16 protein-coding genes are annotated in these 18472 nt (G+C 72.4%); 4 read left to right on the top strand and 12 right to left on the bottom strand.

Annotation, left to right across the window (positions count from 1 at the left end):
* Window positions 1-8 precede the first annotated feature (8 nt).
* The 4 genes from tsaE to FK529_RS11715 are packed head-to-tail and all read right to left on the bottom strand — an operon-like array spanning window position 9 to window position 4084.
* Window positions 9-449, bottom strand: a complete 441-nt coding sequence (gene tsaE, locus FK529_RS11730) for a tRNA (adenosine(37)-N6)-threonylcarbamoyltransferase complex ATPase subunit type 1 TsaE (RefSeq protein WP_146561287.1) — start codon at window positions 447-449, stop codon at window positions 9-11.
* A complete protein-coding gene (locus tag FK529_RS11725; protein WP_146561284.1) occupies window positions 446-1516 on the bottom strand; it encodes an alpha/beta fold hydrolase in 1071 nt (356 codons plus the stop codon). Before FK529_RS11725 ends, tsaE begins: the two co-directional genes overlap by 4 nt.
* Window positions 1513-2652 (bottom strand): alanine racemase, encoded by a 1140-nt coding sequence (gene alr, locus FK529_RS11720; RefSeq protein ID WP_146561282.1) that lies wholly within the window; start codon window positions 2650-2652, stop codon window positions 1513-1515. The genes FK529_RS11725 and alr overlap by 4 nt, the downstream gene beginning before the upstream one ends.
* A 13-nt stretch (window positions 2653-2665) precedes the next feature.
* A complete protein-coding gene (locus FK529_RS11715; protein WP_146561280.1) occupies window positions 2666-4084 on the bottom strand; it encodes an NAD(P)H-hydrate dehydratase in 1419 nt (472 codons plus the stop codon).
* A 37-nt stretch (window positions 4085-4121) separates the two neighbouring features.
* Here FK529_RS11715 and FK529_RS11710 point away from each other — a divergent pair, with 37 nt between their 5' ends.
* Window positions 4122-4967, top strand: coding sequence for a dienelactone hydrolase family protein (locus FK529_RS11710; RefSeq protein WP_331456327.1), 846 nt, complete (start codon window positions 4122-4124; stop codon window positions 4965-4967).
* 21 nt (window positions 4968-4988) lie between these two features.
* On the opposite strand, the gene FK529_RS11705 is transcribed toward FK529_RS11710, so the two are convergent.
* The 7 genes from FK529_RS11705 to rplM form a co-directional block, all read right to left on the bottom strand.
* Window positions 4989-5171 (bottom strand): hypothetical protein, encoded by a 183-nt coding sequence (locus FK529_RS11705; protein WP_146561276.1) that lies wholly within the window; start codon window positions 5169-5171, stop codon window positions 4989-4991.
* 22 nt (window positions 5172-5193) lie between these two features.
* Window positions 5194-6951 (bottom strand): hypothetical protein, encoded by a 1758-nt coding sequence (locus FK529_RS11700; protein ID WP_146561273.1) that lies wholly within the window; start codon window positions 6949-6951, stop codon window positions 5194-5196.
* Between the two features lie 3 nt (window positions 6952-6954).
* A complete protein-coding gene (locus FK529_RS11695) occupies window positions 6955-7251 on the bottom strand; it encodes a hypothetical protein (protein ID WP_146561271.1) in 297 nt (98 codons plus the stop codon).
* Between the two features lie 72 nt (window positions 7252-7323).
* Window positions 7324-8013, bottom strand: a complete 690-nt coding sequence (locus FK529_RS11690; protein ID WP_146561268.1) for an HAD family hydrolase — start codon at window positions 8011-8013, stop codon at window positions 7324-7326.
* Window positions 8014-8067: 54 nt separating this feature from the next.
* Window positions 8068-9402, bottom strand: coding sequence for a phosphoglucosamine mutase (glmM, locus tag FK529_RS11685; RefSeq protein ID WP_146561266.1), 1335 nt, complete (start codon window positions 9400-9402; stop codon window positions 8068-8070).
* Window positions 9403-9497: 95 nt separating this feature from the next.
* On the bottom strand, window positions 9498-10001 hold the full coding sequence (gene rpsI, locus FK529_RS11680; protein ID WP_146561264.1) for a 30S ribosomal protein S9: 504 nt from the start codon (window positions 9999-10001) through the stop codon (window positions 9498-9500).
* On the bottom strand, window positions 9998-10447 hold the full coding sequence (gene rplM, locus FK529_RS11675) for a 50S ribosomal protein L13 (RefSeq protein WP_068528568.1): 450 nt from the start codon (window positions 10445-10447) through the stop codon (window positions 9998-10000). The genes rpsI and rplM overlap by 4 nt, the downstream gene beginning before the upstream one ends.
* A 290-nt stretch (window positions 10448-10737) precedes the next feature.
* On the opposite strand from rplM, the gene FK529_RS11670 reads away from it, so the two are divergent.
* The 3 genes from FK529_RS11670 to FK529_RS11660 are packed head-to-tail and all read left to right on the top strand — an operon-like array spanning window position 10738 to window position 14330.
* Window positions 10738-12072 carry a hypothetical protein gene (locus FK529_RS11670; RefSeq protein WP_146561262.1) on the top strand — a complete coding sequence of 445 codons (1335 nt, stop codon included), beginning with the start codon at window positions 10738-10740 and terminating at the stop codon, window positions 12070-12072.
* A gap of 55 nt (window positions 12073-12127) precedes the next feature.
* Window positions 12128-13528 carry a hypothetical protein gene (locus tag FK529_RS11665; RefSeq protein WP_231703047.1) on the top strand — a complete coding sequence of 467 codons (1401 nt, stop codon included), beginning with the start codon at window positions 12128-12130 and terminating at the stop codon, window positions 13526-13528.
* A 1-nt stretch (window position 13529) separates the two neighbouring features.
* Entirely contained in the window at window positions 13530-14330 is an 801-nt protein-coding gene (locus tag FK529_RS11660) for an LLM class flavin-dependent oxidoreductase (protein ID WP_146561261.1), read from the top strand.
* Window positions 14331-14368: 38 nt separating this feature from the next.
* Here FK529_RS11660 and eccCa read toward each other — a convergent pair whose 3' ends face one another.
* Window positions 14369-18415: a type VII secretion protein EccCa gene (eccCa, locus tag FK529_RS11655; protein WP_146561259.1), complete on the bottom strand. Its 4047-nt coding sequence runs from the start codon at window positions 18413-18415 to the stop codon at window positions 14369-14371.
* Window positions 18416-18472 lie beyond the last annotated feature (57 nt).

Genomic DNA, 18472 nt, shown 5'->3' with positions numbered 1-18472 from the left:
CGCGGATATCAGGCCCCGCCGACCCACCCCCACGTGGCGGTGCGGACGTCGCTGCCTTCGGCACGCCGCAGGCGAATCATGAGGTGCCGGTCGGCGAGGCGTTCCGCCACCCCTTCGCCCCACTCGACGACGACGACGCAATCCTCGAGGTCGGTGTCCAGGTCGAGCGCGTCCAATTCGTCCAAGCCGCCGAGGCGGTACGCGTCGACGTGGACCATCCCCGGCCCACCGGATTCGCCCGGGCGGTGCTCGCGCGCGATGATGAACGTGGGCGACGAGACACGCCCGGAGACGCCCAGCCCCGCGGCGATCCCGCGGGTCAGCGCGGTCTTACCGGCTCCGAGTGGACCGTCGAGGATGACGAGGTCGCCCGCGGCGAGCTGCCCGGCGAGTTCGCGCCCCAGGGCCTCGGTGTCCTCGACCTCGGGCAGCACCCGCTCGTCGGTCATTCCTGCTCCACGCGCGCAACGAGGTCGGCGATCGCGCGGGCCACCCGCGGCGCGGCCTCGAGGATGAGCATGTGTCCCGTGTCGGCGAGCACGATCAGCTCGGAGTCCAGCGCCTCGGCAAGGGCCCTGGACTTGCGCAGTGGCGTCATCCAGTCGTGGTCGCCGCACACCACCGACGTTGCGATCCGGCGCAGCACCGGCAGCGCTGCCTCCTCGTCGTAGCTCTCGAGCGCCGGCATGAAGCCCGCGTAGGTGCCGAGCGGCGCCGAGAGACTCATCGTCGAGGAGAAGTCCGTCAGAGTGGCGCTGCGGTTACCGGGCGCGTAGGCGCCCGCCGTGACGAAGGGCGTCGCGATCGGCTTGATCACCTCACGGCCCCGGCCGACGACCGAGGGCAGGAAGCGGATCGCGGCGCGCACCACGTCCAGCACCGGATTGCGCAGCGCGGCAGCCAGGCCCCCGTCGGTGAGGGCGTGCGAGGCCGTCCCCAGCAGGGACGCCGCCACGACGCGGGGACCGATGAGCTCCGGGTGGCCCTTCGCCAGAGCGCAGATCGCCATACCGCCCATGGAGTGCCCGACGAGGACGACCGGCCCCTCGGGCACCAGGGTCCGCAGGACGGTGGCGATGTCGTCGCCCAGCAGCGCGACGGTGCTCTGCTCGGGCGTGCAGCCGCCCGAGTCGCCGTGGCCGCGGCAGTCGGGAAAGACCATGCGCACCTCGTCGCCCCAGCGGGCCTGCAGCTCGTTCCGCACCAGCACCCAGGACGCGGCGCGCAGCGTGAAGCCGTGCACGAACAGCACGGTCACCGGGGCGGTCCGCGGCCCGACCTCGCGGACGTGCAGCGGCACCCCGTCGGAGCTCATGACGATCGTCTCGCGGTCGGCCCGGAACACCAGGTCGTCGGGGGCGACGGGGTCGTCGCCCGCGCCGCGCACGCCGAGAACCCGTGCGGCGGCGGCGATGCCCGTCAGCGCGGCGACGGCGAGGCCGGTGCCGAGCCCGGCCAGCAGAGCCGGCCCGGGCAGACGTTCGGGAATGTGGATGCGGCCGCGGTCGTCGTTCACTGTTCCCCCGTGTAGGTGCGAACGGCGCGCCCGCGCACGCCGGTGAAGATCTCGTAGTCGATGGTGCCGACCTTCTCCGCCCAGTCGGCGGCGACGTCGGCGCCCGGTGCGTCGCCGAAGAGGACGGCGGTGTCGCCCTCGGACACGCCGCCGCCGTCCGGCCCGAGGTCGATCACGCTCTGGTCCATGCAGACCCGACCGACCTGCGGGAACCGGCGGCCGCCGATGGCCACCTCGATGCGGCCGCTCAGCGGGCGCCAGACGCCGTCGGCGTACCCCGCCGGGAGGAGCCCGACGACGGTGTCCCGGGGGGCGATCCAGCTGTGCCCGTAGCTCACCCCGTCGCCCGCGCGGATCCGCTTGATCAGGATCACGGGGGCAGCGAAGGTCATCGCCGGCCGCAGCCCGAAGTCCCTGCCGGGCACCGGCACTCCTCCGTAAAGAGCGATGCCGGGGCGCACCAGGTCGAAGTGCAGGTCGGGGCGCGTCAGCGCGGCCGCCGAGTTCGCGGCGTGTACCTGCACGGGCGTCAGGCCGTGCGCGCGGGCGTCGGCGACGGTGGCGGCGAGCGCGTCGCGCTGCACGTCGAGGAAGGGGTGCTCCGGCTCGTCGCCGTGCGCGAGGTGGGTGAAGACGCCCTGCAGCTCGACGGTGCCCGCCCGCTCGGCCTCGACGAGCGCATCGCGCGTGGCCGCCCACTCCGCGGCGGCGACGCCGTTGCGGCTGAGCCCGGTGTCGACCTTGACGTGGACGCTCGCGGGCCGCCCCACGGTCTTCGCCGCCGCCACGACGGCGGCGACCTGCCGCGGCGAACTCACGCCGATCCGTACGTCGGCGTCGATGGCCCGCTCGAATCCGCTGGTGCTGAGCCAACTGAGCATCGGGGCGGTGACGCCGTCCTCGCGCAGTGCCACGGCCTCGTCGACCGTGGTCACCCCGATCTCGGAGGCGCCGCCTGCGAGCACGGCCCGCGCGACGGGGAGGGCGCCGTGACCGTAGGCGTCGGCCTTGAGCACGGCCATCACCGCGACCCCCGGCGCGTGGTCGGCGACGATCCGCGTGTTGTGCGCGACCGCGCCCAGGTCGATCTGGGCGGTCAGTCGCTCCAGCCCGGTCGCGGGAATCGATGTCTTCATGGCGCTGCTCAGCCTAGTCCGGCAGCACGGTGCGCACGACGGACGGCACTGCGGCGCTGATCGCGGCGGCGTGCGTCGGCGCACCGTCGGCGGCACGGGCGGCGGCGAGGCCGTGCACCCGCGCGCCGCAGGCGGCCGCGTCGAGCGGGGCGAGCCCGGACGCGAGGAGCTTGCCGACAAGACCGGTCAGCACGTCGCCCGACCCGGGCGTCGCGGCCCAGGACGAGCCCGCGGTGTCGGCCACGACGGTGCCGTCGGGGGCCGCGATGACGGTGACGTGCCCCTTGAGCAGCACTGTCGCGTCGAGCTCGCGGGCCGCGTCGCGGGCGGCCGCCACCCGATCGTTGCCGGCGGGCCCGACGAGCCGCGCGAACTCCCCCGCGTGCGGGGTGAGCACCGTCGGCGCGGTGCGGCCCGCGAGCAGGCCGGGGTGCTCCGCGAGCAGCGTGAGCGCGTCCGCGTCGAGCACCGTCGGGAGGTCCTGATCGAGGACGCGGGCCAGACGGTCGGCGGCGGCAGCGTCGACCCCCATGCCCGGGCCGGCGGCCCACGCCTGGACCCGCCCGGCGTCCGCCACATCGTCGCTCGCGACCGTCTCGGGCCACGCGGCGAGGACCGCCGCGCGAGCCGTGCCGGCGTACCGGACCATGCCCGACGTCGCGCGGATCGCCGCGCCCGTGGCCAGCACCGCGGCGCCCGGATACGTGGCGCCGCCGGCGACGACGCCGAGCACCCCGAGGCTGTACTTGTCGTCGGCGGGGCCGGGGACGGGCCACAGGGCGGCCAGATCGGCGTCGTCGTAGGCGCGCAACTCGCGCGCGCTCCGATCGGGCGGGAGGGCGAGGCCGATGTCGATGAGCTCGACCCGGCCGCAGCGGGCGGGGGCGAGTGCGTGCACGGGCTTGAGCGCCCCGAACGCGACGGTGACGGCGGCGGTCACGGCCGGGCCGTGCACGACGCCCGTCTCCACGTCGACGCCCGACGGGGTGTCCGCCGCGACGATCGGCGCGGCGATCCCGTCGACCAGCTCCGCCGCCTCGGGGCGGAGCGCGCCGCGCCCGCTGATCCCCACGATGCCGTCGACCACGAGATCTGGGCGCGACGGTGCGGTCACGACGCGCCCACCCGCCCGCGTGAGGGCGCGGAGTCCGGCGGCGTGCGCACGATCGGGGGCGAGCAGCACCGCCTCCACGGCGACGCCGCGGCGGCGGAGGAAGGCGCCGGCGAAGAGCGCGTCGCCGCCGTTGTCGCCGGAGCCGACGAGCAGCGTCACCCGGCGGCCCGAGGTGCCACCCGTGCGGTCGGCCAGTTCCCGCGCGCAGACGCCCGCGAGGCCGTACGCAGCGCGCCGCATGAGGGCCCCGTCGGGCAGGGCTGCGATGAGGGGCGACTCCGCCGCACGCACGGAGTCGGGGTGGTGATAGTGCCGCACGCCGCCACGGTACGGCAGATCGGCTAACGTGAGCGGCGTGACGGATGCGAACAAGCTGGTGAAGCAGTTGCAGCGCCGCGGCCCGCACCGCGTGCTCAAGGGCGACCTGGGCGTCGCGGGCCTGCCCGGCGTGATCTACACGCCCGAGAAGGGCTCGAACCTGCCCGCGGTGGCGTTCGCGCACGACTGGGTGACCCCGGCGAAGCGCTACACCAAGACGCTGCAGCACCTGGCCTCGTGGGGCCTGGTCGTGGCGGCGCCGGACACCGAGCGTGGCGTCCTGGCCTCCGACGGGCGCCTCGCGATCGACCTGGGCACCGCGCTCGATGTGATCACCGAGGTCCGCCTCGGCGACGGCGCCATCACCGTGAACAAGGCCAAGCGCGCCGTCGTCGGGCACGGCTGGGGCACCGGTGCGGCGCTCATCGCCGCCGCGGCCGACTCCCGTATCGAGTGGCTGTCGGCGCTGTTCCCCGCGCCCACCTCGCCGCAGGCCGAGAAGGCCGCGACCGGCACGCGCGCGAACGCTCAGATCCTCGGTGCCCCGGGCAACGAGCATTCGATGGCCTCGAACGCCGGCGTCCTCTCGCTGCGCTACGCCGGCCCGACGGAGCTGCGGATCGTTCCCGGCGCCGAGCCCGGCGGCCTCGCGGAGGGGATCTCGCTGCGCGGCGCCCTCGGCGCGGGCGGCTCCGACACGTCGACCCAGAAGATGGTCCGCGCCCTCCTCACCGGCTACCTGCTCGGCGGGCTCGCCGACGACAAGGAGTACGCGGCGTTCGCCGAGGTCGGCGCCGACCTGGGCGGCAGCTCCTACGTCTGGGACCCGAACGCCGAGCCCGAGCAGCCCAGCGCGCTGCAGCGCCTGCGCAGCCTGGCCTGAGGTACTGCCCGAGATCCTGGGTCAGCCCGCGCTGAGCCAGGACTCCGGTTGCCCCGCGCGCGGGACCACCGGGATGGGTCGCGTGATCTCCGCCGGTTCAGGCGCGACGCCCGCGATCCGCAGCAGTTCGTCGAACAGGAACTGCCGTTCCGCGATCCGGATCGCGCGGGCGTGATCCTCGGGGCTGGGATCTGTGCTGCTCATCGCTCCTCCTCGGCGCTGCTGATCACGTCCCGCTGACCGCGAATTCGGCGCCGGTGCCCTGTTGCGCCGATTCCCCGGGCGGGCACGCCTCCTGTGCGGGCGCAGGGTTCTGCTGGCCGGAGTTCGACGGTTTCGCCGGGACGGATTGGACGGACGGTGCTGGCGGTGCCGACGGTGCAATCGGCACGGTGGGGCTCGGGCTCGGCGTGGGGCTGGGGCTCGGGCTCGGGCTGGGGCTCGTGCTCGGGTCGGCCGACGGGATCGCGCCCGATCCGCCGCCGGCGCCGGAGCCGGCCGAGGCAGGCTTCGCACCGCCCGGGTTGCCGGCGCCGTTCTTGCCAGCACCGTCCTTGCCGGCACCGTCGTCCTTGCCGACAGCGTCCTTACCGGCACCGTCCTTACCGGCACCGTCCTTACCGGCTCCCTCCTTGCCGGCACCGTCCTTGCCGTCGGTGGCGGTGAGCTTGCCGTCCTCGCCCACCTTCAGGGTGACCTTCTCCGCGGTGCCGTCCGGCTTCGCGGCGGTGACCTCGATGGTCTTGCCGTCGGGACTCAGCGTCGCGGTGATGGTGCGGCCGAGGGCGTCGACGCCCAACACCTTCGCGCCGCCGGCGCCCTTGCCACCGGTCTTGTCGTCGCCCTTGTCGCCGAGCTTGTCCGTGGCCTTTTCCCCGCTCTTGCCGGTGCCCTTGTCTCCCAGCCCCAGCTGTTCGGCGATCTTGGGGAGGAGTTGCGAGAGCCACGACGGCGTGCCGCTCCCCGTGCCGGCGCCGGCACCCGTGCTGGGCGTCGCGTTCGACGGAGTGGTGCTCGCGCCGGTCGTCGGCGCCGGCGTGCCGGTCGTCGCGGGACTGCTCGTCGCCGGGGTCGCGGCCGCCGGGCTCGCGGTCGTCGGTGACGCGGCCGCCGGACTCGCGGTGGCCGGACTCGCGGTGGCCGGACTCGTGGACGTCGGGGACGCGGCGCGTGAGCCGCCGCCTCCGCCACCGCTGGTGGCCGGGGACGCCGTCGTCGGGGTCACCGTGGCCGGCGACACAGAAGCCGGGGACGCCGTGGCCGGGCTGGTCGTGGGCTGCGTGGTGGTCGCCGTGATCGTGCCGAACGACGGCGCCGGGAACGCAGAGGCGTCGATCCCCTTCGCCGCCGCGGGCACGGTCGCGTAGGCGGCCTCGATGGCGGAGCTCGCCGTCGTGCAGGCGCTCCGGAAGGCGACGAGATCGGCGAGCAGCTGCTTCTCGAATCGAATTCTGAGCTCGTCGATCTCAGCCACCGTCGCCGTGCCCATGGTCACCGCACCCAGGGCCGTCATTTTCAGGTGACTGCCCCAGCCGATCGTGAACTCCTTCGTGGCGAACTCACTGAGCGCGGCGACCTTGGCGGCGACCGCGGCCACGACGGCGTCGGGCACGGCTGCCGCAGCGCTGGCGGCGCCTTCCAGCGCGGTCGCCACCGGCCCGCTCCGCTTGTGGTGCGCGTCGAGGGTGGCGACCGCCGCGCGTCCGGCGTTGTCAGGCCAGGCGGTCTGCACGCTCGTACGCGCGGCGGACTGGTCCGTGACGGCCTCCCGCGCCGCCGTGGCCTGCTGCTGCAGCATGATCGCATCCCCGCGCACGGCCGCGAGATCGATGCCGCGCTCGTTGTCGTAGTTCCGGCAGATGTCATCGCGCCAGTCCGGCCACCCCCGCGGCGAGAGCCACTTCGCGATGTCGAGCATCATCTCGAAGTACTGCAGGCAACCCGAGCCGCTGTCGAGTATCTGGTCGACGGTCCGCTCCGTCACGGATCAGGCCCCGGTGACGGCGGCGGCGCCGCTGTCGTCGGTGATCCTGTGCGCCGACGCGGAGGTGGTCAGACCGGTTCCGCAGGCGCGCGCGCCGACCTGCCACGCGTCGACGCCCTTCGCGAGGCTCTCCAGCGCGACGGCATAGGCGGCACCGTCGGACTCGTACTTCCGCCCGAAGTCAGCGGATTCCGCGGTGAAGCCCCGGATCCGACCCGCGACGGTGCCGAGGTGCTCGGCCACCGTCGAATAGTCGCCCCCGGCCTTCGCCACCGCTGCCGGGTCGATCTTCGTGCCCATGCGATCCCCCTCGCTCCCACGTCCCCTTACACATTGGACGCACCAGCGGACGGATCGGTTCCCGCGGAACCCTCAGATCGCGCCGGCAGCCCGCACCGCATCGAGCAGGCCGGACGGGCGCCGGTCCACCGGCAGCGGCTCGACCTGCGCGAAGCCGCAGCCGATGGCGCGCGAGGCACCGTCGGCCTCCGCGCTGTCGCCGACCATGAGCACGCGCTCCGGCGGCAGCCCCAGGGCGGCGGTGGCGGCGCGGAAGACCGCGAGGTCGGGTTTGGCGTGCCCCACCTCGAAGGAGAGCACGAACTCGTCGACGAGGCCGGCGATGCCCTCGCGCTCGAAAGCCGGGCGGATGTCGTAGCCGATGTTCGAGAGCACGCCCACCCTCAGGCCGGCGCCGCGGACGGCGCGGAGCACGGCGGCGGTGTCCGGGTAGATCGTCCAGTTCAGCGGGTTCGAGAACTCGCCGTAGAGCCGCTCCCGCTCGCCCGCGTCGGCGACGCCGGAGTGCTCGAGGACGTGCAGGTAGGCGCCCCGGTGATCGTCGCCGGAGAGGTCGCGGGCGTGCCAGGTGCGCAGCGCCTCGCCCTCCATCGGGACGGGCGGCCCGACGGGCACCGTCATCCGGTGCAGCAGTTCGCGCTGGGCGGCATCGTCGAGATCGCGGCCGTCCGCGTCGGTGAGTCCCGCGAACCACGCCGGGTCCGGCTCGAGCCGGAACAGCGTCCCCGAGAAGTCGAACAGGACGCCCTCGTAACCGGTCATAGCCACACCGTACCGTTCATGAAAACGTTTCGACAAGGCGTTCGCGAGGACCTGTCAGGAGATGAGACCCGCGAGCCGCTCCGCGGTGCCGCGCGCGACCTCCTCGGTCGGCGCCTCCACCATGACCCGCACCAACGGCTCCGTGCCCGACGGGCGCAGCAGGATCCGGCCCGCCTCGCCCAGCGCAGCCTCCTCGGCGGCCAGCGCCGCGACCAGGTCCGACGAGGCCATCGCCGCCGCCTTGTCGATCACGCGCACGTTCACGAGCACCTGTGGCAGCACCGTCAGCACGGACGCCAGCTCCGCCAGCGACGAGCCCGTCTGCGCCATCCGCTCCATGAGCTTGAGCCCCGTGAGCACCCCGTCGCCCGTGGTGCCGAGCGCGGGCAGCACGATGTGGCCGGACTGCTCGCCGCCGAGGGCGTAGCCGCCGCTGCGCAGTTCCTCGAGGACGTACCGATCGCCCACCGCCGCCGTCCGCAGCGTGATCCCCGCGGTCTTCATCGCGAGGTGCAGGCCGAGGTTGCTCATCACGGTCGCCACCAGCGTGTGGTCCGTGAGCTCACCCGCCTCGTCCATCGCGATGGCGAGGATCGCCATGATGGCGTCGCCGTCGACGGTGTGTCCGGCCGCGTCGATGGCCAGGCAGCGATCCGCGTCGCCGTCGTGGCCGAGACCGAGGTCGGCCTCGTGCGCGAGCACCGCCGCGCGCAGGCCCTCGAGGTGGGTCGAGCCGCAGTCGCGGTTGATGTTGAGGCCGTCGGGATCGTCGTGGATCGCGATCACCTCGGCGCCGGCGTCGCGGTAGGCCTTGGCGGCCACCGTCGAGGCCGCGCCGTTGGCGGCGTCGACGACCACCTTCAGGCCCGCGAGGGAGACGTGGACCGCCGACTCGAGGTGCGCGACGTACCGGTCGACGGCGTCGAAGGCGCGCTTGACGCGGCCGATCGCGGCGCCCGTCGGACGGGGCGGGGCGGGATCGTCGAGGGCCGCCTCGATGGCGTCCTCCTGCGCGTCCTCCAGCTTGTGGCCGCCCCGGGCGAAGAACTTGATGCCGTTGTCCGGCATGGGATTGTGCGAGGCGGAGATCATCACGCCGAGCGCGGCGTCGTACTCGGCCACCAGGTGCGCGACGGCCGGCGTGGGCAGCACGCCGACGAGCAGCACGTCGACGCCGGCGCTGGTCAGACCCGCGGAGACCGCCGCGGAGAGCATCTCCGACGACGCCCTCGGGTCCCAGCCGACGACGGCGAACGGCCGGTCGCGGCCTTCCAGGTCGTGCGCGCCGAGCACCGCGGCCGCCGCCGCGGACAGGCGCAGCGCCAGGTCGGCGGTCAGATCCTTGTTGGCCAGACCGCGCACACCGTCGGTCCCGAACAGACGCCCCATGGGTCATACCTCGCAGGTCAGAAGAGAAGGGTGGAAACGAGACCAGGGCAGGCGCCCGCACGGATGCGGGTGCCTGCCCTGGTGAGAGCCTGCAATCAGCGCTTGCTGTACTGCGAAGCCTTACGGGCCTTCTTCAGGCCGTACTTCTTGCGCTCGACGGCGCGCGGGTCACGCGTGAGGAAGCCGGCGCGCTTGAGCGCGGGGCGATCCTCGGGCGAGACCTCGATCAGCGCGCGGGCGATGGCGAGGCGCAGCGCGCCCGCCTGGCCCGACGGGCCGCCGCCGGTGAGGTTGGCGGCGATGTCGAAGGACTCGAGCCGCTCGACGGTGTTCAGCGGGTCCTTCACCAGCTGCTGGTGCAGCTTGTTGGGGAAGTAGTCCTCGATGGTGCGGCCGTTGAGCACGAAGTTGCCGGTGCCGGCGGTCAGGCGCACGCGGACCACGGCCTCCTTGCGGCGGCCGACGGTCTGGACGGGGCGCTCGACGACCACGGGGCCGCGGGGGGCACGGGTCTCGGCAGCGGCCTCAGGGGTCTCGGAGGTGTACTCGTTGGGAACGACCTCGGCGTCGCCCTCGAAGTTCTCGATCGTGTCGCTCACTGCTGCGCCACCTGCTTGATCTCGTAGGGAACCGGCTGCTGCGCGGTGTGGGGGTGGTTCGGGCCAGCGTAGACCTTCAGCTTGCCGCCGATGGCGCTGCCCAGCTTGTTCTTCGGGATCATGCCCAGAACAGCCTTCTGCACCACGCGCTCCGGGTTCTTGGAGCCGAGCACCTCACCGACCGAGCGCGAGCTCAGGCCACCCGGGAAACCCGAGTGACGGTAGTGCCGCTTATCGGTGAGCTTGGCGCCCGAGAGGGCGACCTTCTCAGCGTTGATGATGATGACGTAGTCGCCGCTGTCCACGTTGGGGGCGTAGGTCGGCTTGTGCTTGCCGCGCAGCAGGTTGGCAGCTGCAACGGCGAGGCGGCCGAGCACCACGTCGGATGCGTCGATGACGTGCCACTGGTGGGTCACGTCACCCGCCTTCGGGGTGTAAGTAGGCACAGGAGATCCTCTGCTCGATGGTTCGGTGCCGGTCCTATGCGTGACGAGAGCACTCCCGGCGACCAACGTAGACCCGGGACTCGACTCCGCCTCGCCCTCGATCGTCCGACCGGAGGGCAGCGCGGCGCCACACACCAGCGGACCAGAGTACGCGGATGCCCACCTGCAGGTCAAAACGGCGTGGTCCGGCGGCCCACCCCGGTCACGGGCCCGATGGAGCCGCACATCAGGGTCCGATGGGGGGCTTTCCCGGATGTGACCCGGCACCGTCGCGAAATAGCTTCGACGACATGACCACCCCGACCGTGGAGGCGCCCGCCGCGCCCGCGACCGACGCCCCGCCCCCGCGCTGGACCACCGCCCAGCTCATCGGCTTCCGCCTGCTCTTCACCCTGGGCGGCGGCCTACTGCTGCTCTCCGTGTGGGGCAGCCTGCTCCTGTCGTCTGTCATGGCACCGGTGCAGACCGTGTTCGGCAGGCTCGGTGCGCTGTTGACCGGTTCGACGTACGAGGTCATCGGCAGCTACGCCACCGGCGACACCGTCTCGATCTGGCAGTACCACTTCGGCTGGGCGGTGACCGCGCTCGCGATCACCGCCGTGTGGACCGTCCTGGACCGGCGGCGCGGCGACTACCGCTCGCTCGGCGGCCTGCTCTGGCAGGCGGGGCGGATCGCCCTCGCGGTGGGGATGATCTACTACGGCCTCGGCAAGGCCATCCCTTCACAGTTCGTGTTCATGCAGTTGCCCACGTACGCGCTGCAGCCCGTCGGCGACATCAGTCGGATGAACATGCTCTGGGGCTTCATGGGGGCCTCCGACGGCTACAGCGTGGTCACCGGGCTCATCGAACTGATCTCCGGGCTGCTGCTGCTCTCGCGCCGCACCTGGATCGTGGGCGCGCTCGGCGCCATCGTCTCGATGACGCAGGTCGTGCTGATGGACACCTTCTACAACGTCCCGGTGAAGTTCCTCGCCTTCGAGTTCCTCGTGATCGCGATCGCGATGCTGGCCCCGCAATGGATCAACCTGGTGCGGGTCGTGCTCGGTCGCGCGGCGGGACCGGCACCGTCGATCTGGCGGGCCGCCGGCGCGGATCGGACGTGGGTGCGGCGAGCCGCCGTCACCGTCTCCGCACTCGCCGTCCTCGCCGTCACCGCGCTCGGCACGTTCATGGGTGTCGGTTCGCAGTTCACCCTGAAGGAGGCGCGCACCTCGCTCGACGGGACCTGGCACGCCACCTCCTTCCGCGTGGACGGCCGCGAGGCGACGCTCGCCGACCGGCCCTGGACCAACGTCGCGATCACCTACCGGGGAACCGGATTCTGGGAACGGATCGGCGACGGCTTCACCACCTTCGTCTCCCAGGAGCCCGACTCGAGCATCAAGCCCTGGCTCCTCGAGGTCGACGGCGCCTCCCTCACGCTCCGCGAGCGCAAGGACGGCCCGGAGACGGTGCTCTCCTACTCCCAGCCCGATCCCGACCGGCTCATCCTCGTCGGCAGCGTCGGCGGACGGGAGATCACCGGTAACTACGAGCGGCGGCCGATGAAACGAGCCGCGGAGGATGTGCGGTTCACCCACCCGCAGCCCGATACGAACGCGCCCGTGCTCGACTTCCCCTGACCACCTGTTACATCTGTCACTAGGAGTGATCGTGAGTCAGTCTTACGATGACGGCATGAGCGCACCCGAGGGCCCTCTGGGCCGATCCGGACCGTCGAGCATCCCTGGGCCGGAGGTGCTGCCTCCGCCGCCCCCCGCGCCGCCGGCGCCAGAACCGGTGTGGTCGACGGCGCGGAAGGTGGCCTTCCGGCTGCTGTTCGTGCTCGGCGGCGGCATCCTGCTGCTCTCCGTGTACGGCAACGTCGGCGTCGGCGCGGTCTGGTACTACAGCGGGATCTGGTGGCTGCTCGCGCAGATCGGCAGCTACGTCGCGCGCGGCGAGGGCGTGGAGGTGTACCTCAGCAGCAACGGCGACCTGTTGTGGAACTGGTGCTGGCACCTCGGCTGGATCGTCGTGAGCCTCGTGATCGTCGCGGTCTGGACTCTGCTCGACCGCTCTCGACCGAACTACCGCTCACTGCTGGGGATGCTCCGGTCGTTCGCGTTCCTCGGCCTCGCGCTGTCGATGATCTACTACGGGTTGGTCAAGGTCTTCCCCATGCAGATGGGTTTCATGAAGCAGCCCGCACACCAACTCGAACTGGTCGGCGACGCCAGCATCTTCAACGTCCTGTGGGGCTTCATGGGCGCCTCCACGCCCTACTCGATCGCTACTGGCGCGGTGGAACTCGCCGCGGGTCTGCTGCTGTTGTTCCGCCGCACCCAGGTGCTGGGCCTGTTGCTCGCGCTGGTGGCGACCACGCAGGTGTTCCTGATGAATCTGTTCTACGACGTCCCGGTGAAGCTCGTCTCGGGCGAACTCGTCGTCGTCACCGTCGCGCTGCTGGTGCCGTACCTGCCGAATCTGTTGCGCGTCGGCCTGAACCGACCCGCGGCCGAGCCCGTGCCACCCCTGCCCGTCCCCGGCCCGCGATGGCTGTCGATCACCGGCACGGTGTTCAAGTACGTCGCCGCCGGCCTCATCGTGCTCACCGGAGTCGCGCAGGGCGCCGTGATGACCTACGTGATCAACACTCCCCGATCCCCGCTCGACGGGGTGTGGACCGCGACGTCCGTCAGCATCGACGGGGCGCCCGCCGGCCTCCTCCAGCGCGATCCGGCACCGTGGTCGAACGTCGCGATCACGCTGCGTGGCAGCTCGACCATCACCGCGCTCGACGAGATCGGAAAGGGCTACGACAGTGTGGTGACCCAGACCTCCTCGGGTTACACCACCACGTGGAAGTTGGTACAGAGCGGCGACGTCCTGGAACTGCGCGAACGCGAGGGCTCCGCTCCTCTGCGGGTGACCGCGCGCCTCGACGGCGACCGGCTTCGCCTGAGCGCGGACATCGACGGCAAGCGCGTCGAAGGCCTCTACGAGCGTCGGTACATGGAGCGTGAGCGATCCCACTTCCGCTTGGTCCAACCCGACTGGGCGAGCGAGGGCTCCCGTCCCGAACAAGGAGGTTCCTGAGATGACCAGACCGTTCCGCTTCGCGGTGACGGCGCTGCCGGTGCCGCAGCTCGGCGACTGGGCGGACTACGCCCGATCGGTGGAGTCCGACGGCTTCGACGTGCTCGCGCTCCCCGAGAACTACCCGCTGCCCGACGGTGTCACTTCCGCGGCGGTCGCGCTGGGCGCGACGTCCACGCTGGAGGTGGCGAACTACGTCGTCGCCTCTCCGCTGCACGACCCGAAGCACGCGGCGTGGCAGGCGCATTCGCTCGCGACGATCAGCGGCGGCCGCTACCGGTTCGGCATCGGCACGGGCCGGCCCGACGTGGCCCGCGACGCCGCCGCGCTCGGCGTTCCCTTCGGCACGGGACCGGAGCGCCTGGCCCGGGTCGTGGACACCCTCGATGCGCTCGCCGCGCTCGACGGTGCCGGGCACACCCCGGTGCTCATGGCTGCGGGCGGACCCAAAGCCCTTGCGGTGGCGCGGGAGCGGGCGGACACCGTCGCCGTGGCGGCGGCGCCCACCACCCCGGCCGCGACGCTCGCCGAACAGACGGCTCCGCTGCGGGACCGGGTGGAGCTGGCCTGCTCGATCTTCGCGGTGAACGGCGTCGCCCCCGACTACGTGAGCGCCTTCATCGGCACGGACCTCGACGCCCTGCGCGCCGTGGACTCCCCCGCGCTGGTGGACGGCTCCGTGGACGAGATCTGCGACACCCTGATCCGTCGCCGCGAGCAGTACGGCTTCTCGCTGATCGCGCTCGGCGGGCACACCCTGGATGCGATGCGTCCGGTGGTCGTGCGCCTGGCCGGGAGATGACCCACGGCGGTAGCCTCGCTCACCGTGCAGGCGCACGGTCACGGCGACCCGCGACCGCCGGCGCACTCCGGTTCGGCGACCATCGCGACCTGTACCAGCTCGACCCCGCGAGCGCGGGAGACCCAGGTACCGCGGCCGGGCGGCTGCGGCGACATCTTGACGGTGCCGAGCACGGTGCCCTCCTCCCGCGAGCCGCTCATCACCAGGCCGTCGGCGGCCAGGTCGCGCAGACGCGCGAGGAAGCTCTCGTACAGGCCGCGCGCGAGGCCGCCGCTGCGGCGGGCGACGACCACCTTGAGGCCGATGTCCCGCGCCTGCGGCAGCAGCTCGAGCAGCGGGGCGAGGGGGTTACCGGCGGCACTCGCGACGAGGTCGTAGTCGTCGACGATCAGATAGATGTCCGGGCCGGTCCACCACGACCGTTCCTTGAGCTGCTGCGGGGTCACGTCGGTGCCCGGGCAGCGCTCGCGCAGCACCCGGACGAGGTGGTCCACCATCGGCGTCAGTGCGTCCGACGACGAGGCATAGCCGGCGAGGTGTTCGCCCTCGATCGCGCCGAGCAGCGTCCGGCGGTAATCGACGAGAACGATCTTCGTCTGCTGCGGGGTGCCGCCCGCGACGAGGCCGGTGATGACCGTCCGCAGGGTCTCGGTCTTGCCGCACTCGCTGTCGCCCAGCACGAGGAAGAACGGCTGCGACTCGAACTGCAGCGTCGCGGCCGCGAGCTCGGACTCGCCGACGCCGAAGATCGCGTGCGTGGGCGGCGCGTCCCGCCGCGCCGGGATCCGGTCACGGAGCACCAGGTCGGGCAGCATCCGCACCTCGGGCGCGCGCTCCGCGTACCGCTCGCCGATCTCGGCGACCAGCGCCTCCTGCGCGGCCGGCAGGTCGTCGGACTCCGCACCGGTGGGCAACGCGATCAGCATGTGCAGTTGTTCGGAGGTGATACCGCGCCCCGGCCGGCCGACGGGCACCGAGCCCGCCACCCGACGGCCCATCTCCGAATCCATCGGATCTCCCAGGCGCAGCTCGATCCGCGTGCCCAGCTGGTCCTTCACGGCGGGACGTACCTCGCCCCAGCGCGAGGCGGCGATCACCAGGTGCACGCCGTACGACAGGCCCTGCGCCGCGATGGCGTTGACCTGCGGCTCCAGCGGTTCGAACTCGCTCCGCAGCACCTGCCAGCCGTCGATGACGAGGAAGACGTCGCCGAACGGGTCGGCCGCGGCCGCCGGATGCGCACGGTACTGATCCATCGAGGCGACCCCGTGCTCGCGGAAGGCCGCCTCGCGGCGGCGGATCACGCCGGTCACCTCGGCGACGGTGCGCCGCACGCGGTCCGGGTCGAGGCGGCCCGCCACGGAACCGACGTGCGGCACGCCGGCGATGCTCGCAAGAGAACCACCGCCGAAGTCGAGCACGTAGAACTGCGCCTGCCGCGGCGAGTGCGCGAGCGCCGCCGAGGCGATGAGCGTGCGCAGCGCCGTCGACTTGCCCGACTGCGGTCCACCCACGACCGCGACATTGCCCTGCGCCCCAGTGAGATCCACCACCAGGAGGTCGCGCCGCTGATCGTAGGGACGATCGACGACGCCGATCGCGACGCGCAGTGCCGTCGAATCGATGCGGCGCAGGTGGTGCGCCAGCTCACCCACGGGTGCGGAGGCGTCGAGCGGGGGCAGCCAGACCTCGTGCGCGGGAAGGCCGTGGCCGGCCAGGCGCGCGACCATCGTCTGCAGGAGCGACGGTGCGCCCACCCCCGGCGCCGCCGGGCGGGACGAGTCCCCGGCGGGTACCGGATCACCCGGTTGCGCCGGGATCCGCCGCAGTCCCTCGGGCAGGCCGCAGGACCGGCGGGCGATCGGCGCCGGCGCGTTGAGGTACTCCCGGACGGACGCGCCGCCGACCGTGCCCCGGCGCACCGTCGACGCGGCGGAGCTGGGCGGCTCGTACTCGCCGGAGACGTAACACGCGTGGAAGCGGCGCGGCGGGTCGGCGTCGAACTTGAGGTAGCCCGCGCCGGGCGTCGACGGCAGGTGGTAGGCATCGGGGACGCCGAGGACGGCGCGAGACTCGCTGGCGGAGAAGGTCTTCAGCCCGATCCGATAGGACAGGTGCGAGTCCAGTCCCCGTAGCTTCCCCTCCTCCAGTCGCTGCGAGGCCAACAGGAGGTGGATGTGCAGCGACCTGCCGAGTCGGCCGATCGCGACGAAGAGCTCCGCGAAATCCGGCTTCTGCGCGAGCAGTTCGGAGAACTCGTCGACGATGACGACGAGCGCCGGCATCGGCTCGAGCGGCGCGCCCGCGCGGCGGGCCTTCTCGTACTCACCGACGTTGGCGAAGTTCCCGGCGCGGCGCAGGACCTCCTGCCGGCGGTTCATTTCGCCGGAGAGTGCATCGCGCATGCGGTCGACCATCGCGATCTCCTCCTCGAGGTTAGTGATGACCGCAGCGACGTGATGGAGGGATTCGAGGCCGAGGAACGTGGCGCCACCCTTGAAGTCGACGAGTACGAGATTCAGCGCCTCCGGCGGGTGGGTGGCGACCATCGATAGCACCAGGGTGCGCAGGAATTCGCTCTTGCCGGAACCAGTGGCGCCGATACAGAGGCCGTGCGGGCCCATGCCGCTCTCCGCGGCCTCCTTGAGGTCGAGTTCCACGGGCTCGCCCCGCGGCCCCACCCCGATCGGCACCCGCAAGCGCTCGCGGGCGGTGCGCTCCCGCCACACGGTCTCGGGCGTGATCGCGGCGGCGTCGGTGATTCCGATGAGCGCGGGCAGCCCCGGGTCGGTCGTGCCCGCATCGCCGTCGAAGTCGAGGAGCTCCGCCATCGAAGCCGGGCGGAAGCGTCCGATTCGGCGGGCGGTGACCTGCGCCGCGCCGGCGGTGACCGCGTCCGGCTGCGCGAAGTACTCGACACCGGCCGCGCTGCGCGCGCCGAGCCGGCGGGCGTCGTCGATGACGAGTTGCAGTCCGCTGCGGGCTGCGAGCGCGTCCGGCTCGGGCGAGAGGTCGAGCACCGTGACACCGTCGATCCCGACGGCGGCGTCGAGCGCACCGCCGGGCGTCACCGCGACGCCGCGGTCCAGCAGGATCACGTAGTGCGGGCGGGTGGGATCGACGGGCGCGGACCGGGCGAAGGGCCCGCGGTCGGCGAGCTCGGTCGCGATCGCGTCCTCGAGCTCCGCGGCGGAGCCGTACACGGCGCGCACCGGACCGAGGCTGTCGCACTCCGTCGGGTGCGCTACGTGCGGAAGCCATTTCAGCCAGCCCCACTCGACGGAGTCCACATCGGGCGTCGCGGCCACGATCCGTACGTGGTCGGGACCGTGCAGGGCGGCGAGGGCGAGCAGCATCGCACGCGCGGCATCGAAGACCTCGGCGCGTGGGCCGCTGAGACCGACGGCCGGGAAGCCCCGCAGGGCCACCGCGACCGGCAGCCCGGGCACCGAGGCACCGTGCCGGACGAACCGGCGCAGCGCCACCGTCGACACCGGTTCGAGGTCCTCGAGCGGCCCGGTCTCCGGTGGGACGAGGCGGGTGGCGAGGCGCTGGCTGCCGACGCCGACGCGCACGTGAAGGTAGTCCGGGTCCGCGGGACGACGCTCCCACATCCGACGGGTGCCGACACAGCCGGGCAGCGCCGCCGGATCAGGATGGATCCACTCCAGGGCGGCGCGCTGCTCGGTGCGGGTGCGATCCACCTGGGATCGGATCTGCCCCAGGTAGCGCAGGTAGTCCTTGCGGTCCTCGTTGAGCTCGGCCGCGGACGTGCCGTTGCCGCGATTGTTCATGCCGTACATGCCGAACATGGACATGAGCATCATGATCGGGAACATCATCATGAACGGGCTCTGCATCATGGCGCTGCCCGAGGTGAACATCAGGGCGATCATGCCGATCACGGCGACCACCATGACCACCGGCAGTAGCTTGCCGAGGAGCCCACCCGGAACGGCACGCGGGATCTCGGGCGGCGCCTGCAGCGCCACCTCACCGCCGGGCGTGCGCGGCGGCGCGAGCCGTTGCTTGCGCGCGAAACCCTCTGTGACCGGCTCGAAAACAACGTCGGTCGTGTCAGCCACGCTTGCCCTCCCCTGGACCGCGGCGCGCCCCCACGCGCCGTCGTCGCACCACTGTGC

Origin of the sequence: Tsukamurella asaccharolytica (assembly GCF_007858435.1) — a bacterium.
Lineage (GTDB): Bacteria > Actinomycetota > Actinomycetes > Mycobacteriales > Mycobacteriaceae > Tsukamurella > Tsukamurella asaccharolytica.
The sequence above is the reverse complement of the archived record's forward strand: the minus strand, read 5'-3'. Positions and strand labels throughout refer to the sequence as shown.

Excerpts from the sequence above, each read along its gene's own strand:
- tsaE (WP_146561287.1), bottom strand. The coding sequence starts at position 449 with ATGACCGACGAGCGGGTGCTGCCCGAGGTCGAGGACACCGAGGCCCTG.
- alr (WP_146561282.1), bottom strand. The coding sequence starts at position 2,652 with ATGAAGACATCGATTCCCGCGACCGGGCTGGAGCGACTGACCGCCCAG.
- FK529_RS11705 (WP_146561276.1), bottom strand. The coding sequence starts at position 5,171 with ATGAGCAGCACAGATCCCAGCCCCGAGGATCACGCCCGCGCGATCCGG.
- FK529_RS11695 (WP_146561271.1), bottom strand. The coding sequence starts at position 7,251 with ATGGGCACGAAGATCGACCCGGCAGCGGTGGCGAAGGCCGGGGGCGAC.
- FK529_RS11690 (WP_146561268.1), bottom strand. The coding sequence starts at position 8,013 with ATGACCGGTTACGAGGGCGTCCTGTTCGACTTCTCGGGGACGCTGTTC.
- glmM (WP_146561266.1), bottom strand. The coding sequence starts at position 9,402 with ATGGGGCGTCTGTTCGGGACCGACGGTGTGCGCGGTCTGGCCAACAAG.
- FK529_RS11670 (WP_146561262.1), top strand. The coding sequence starts at position 10,738 with ATGACCACCCCGACCGTGGAGGCGCCCGCCGCGCCCGCGACCGACGCC.
- FK529_RS11665 (WP_231703047.1), top strand. The coding sequence starts at position 12,128 with ATGAGCGCACCCGAGGGCCCTCTGGGCCGATCCGGACCGTCGAGCATC.
- FK529_RS11660 (WP_146561261.1), top strand. The coding sequence starts at position 13,530 with ATGACCAGACCGTTCCGCTTCGCGGTGACGGCGCTGCCGGTGCCGCAG.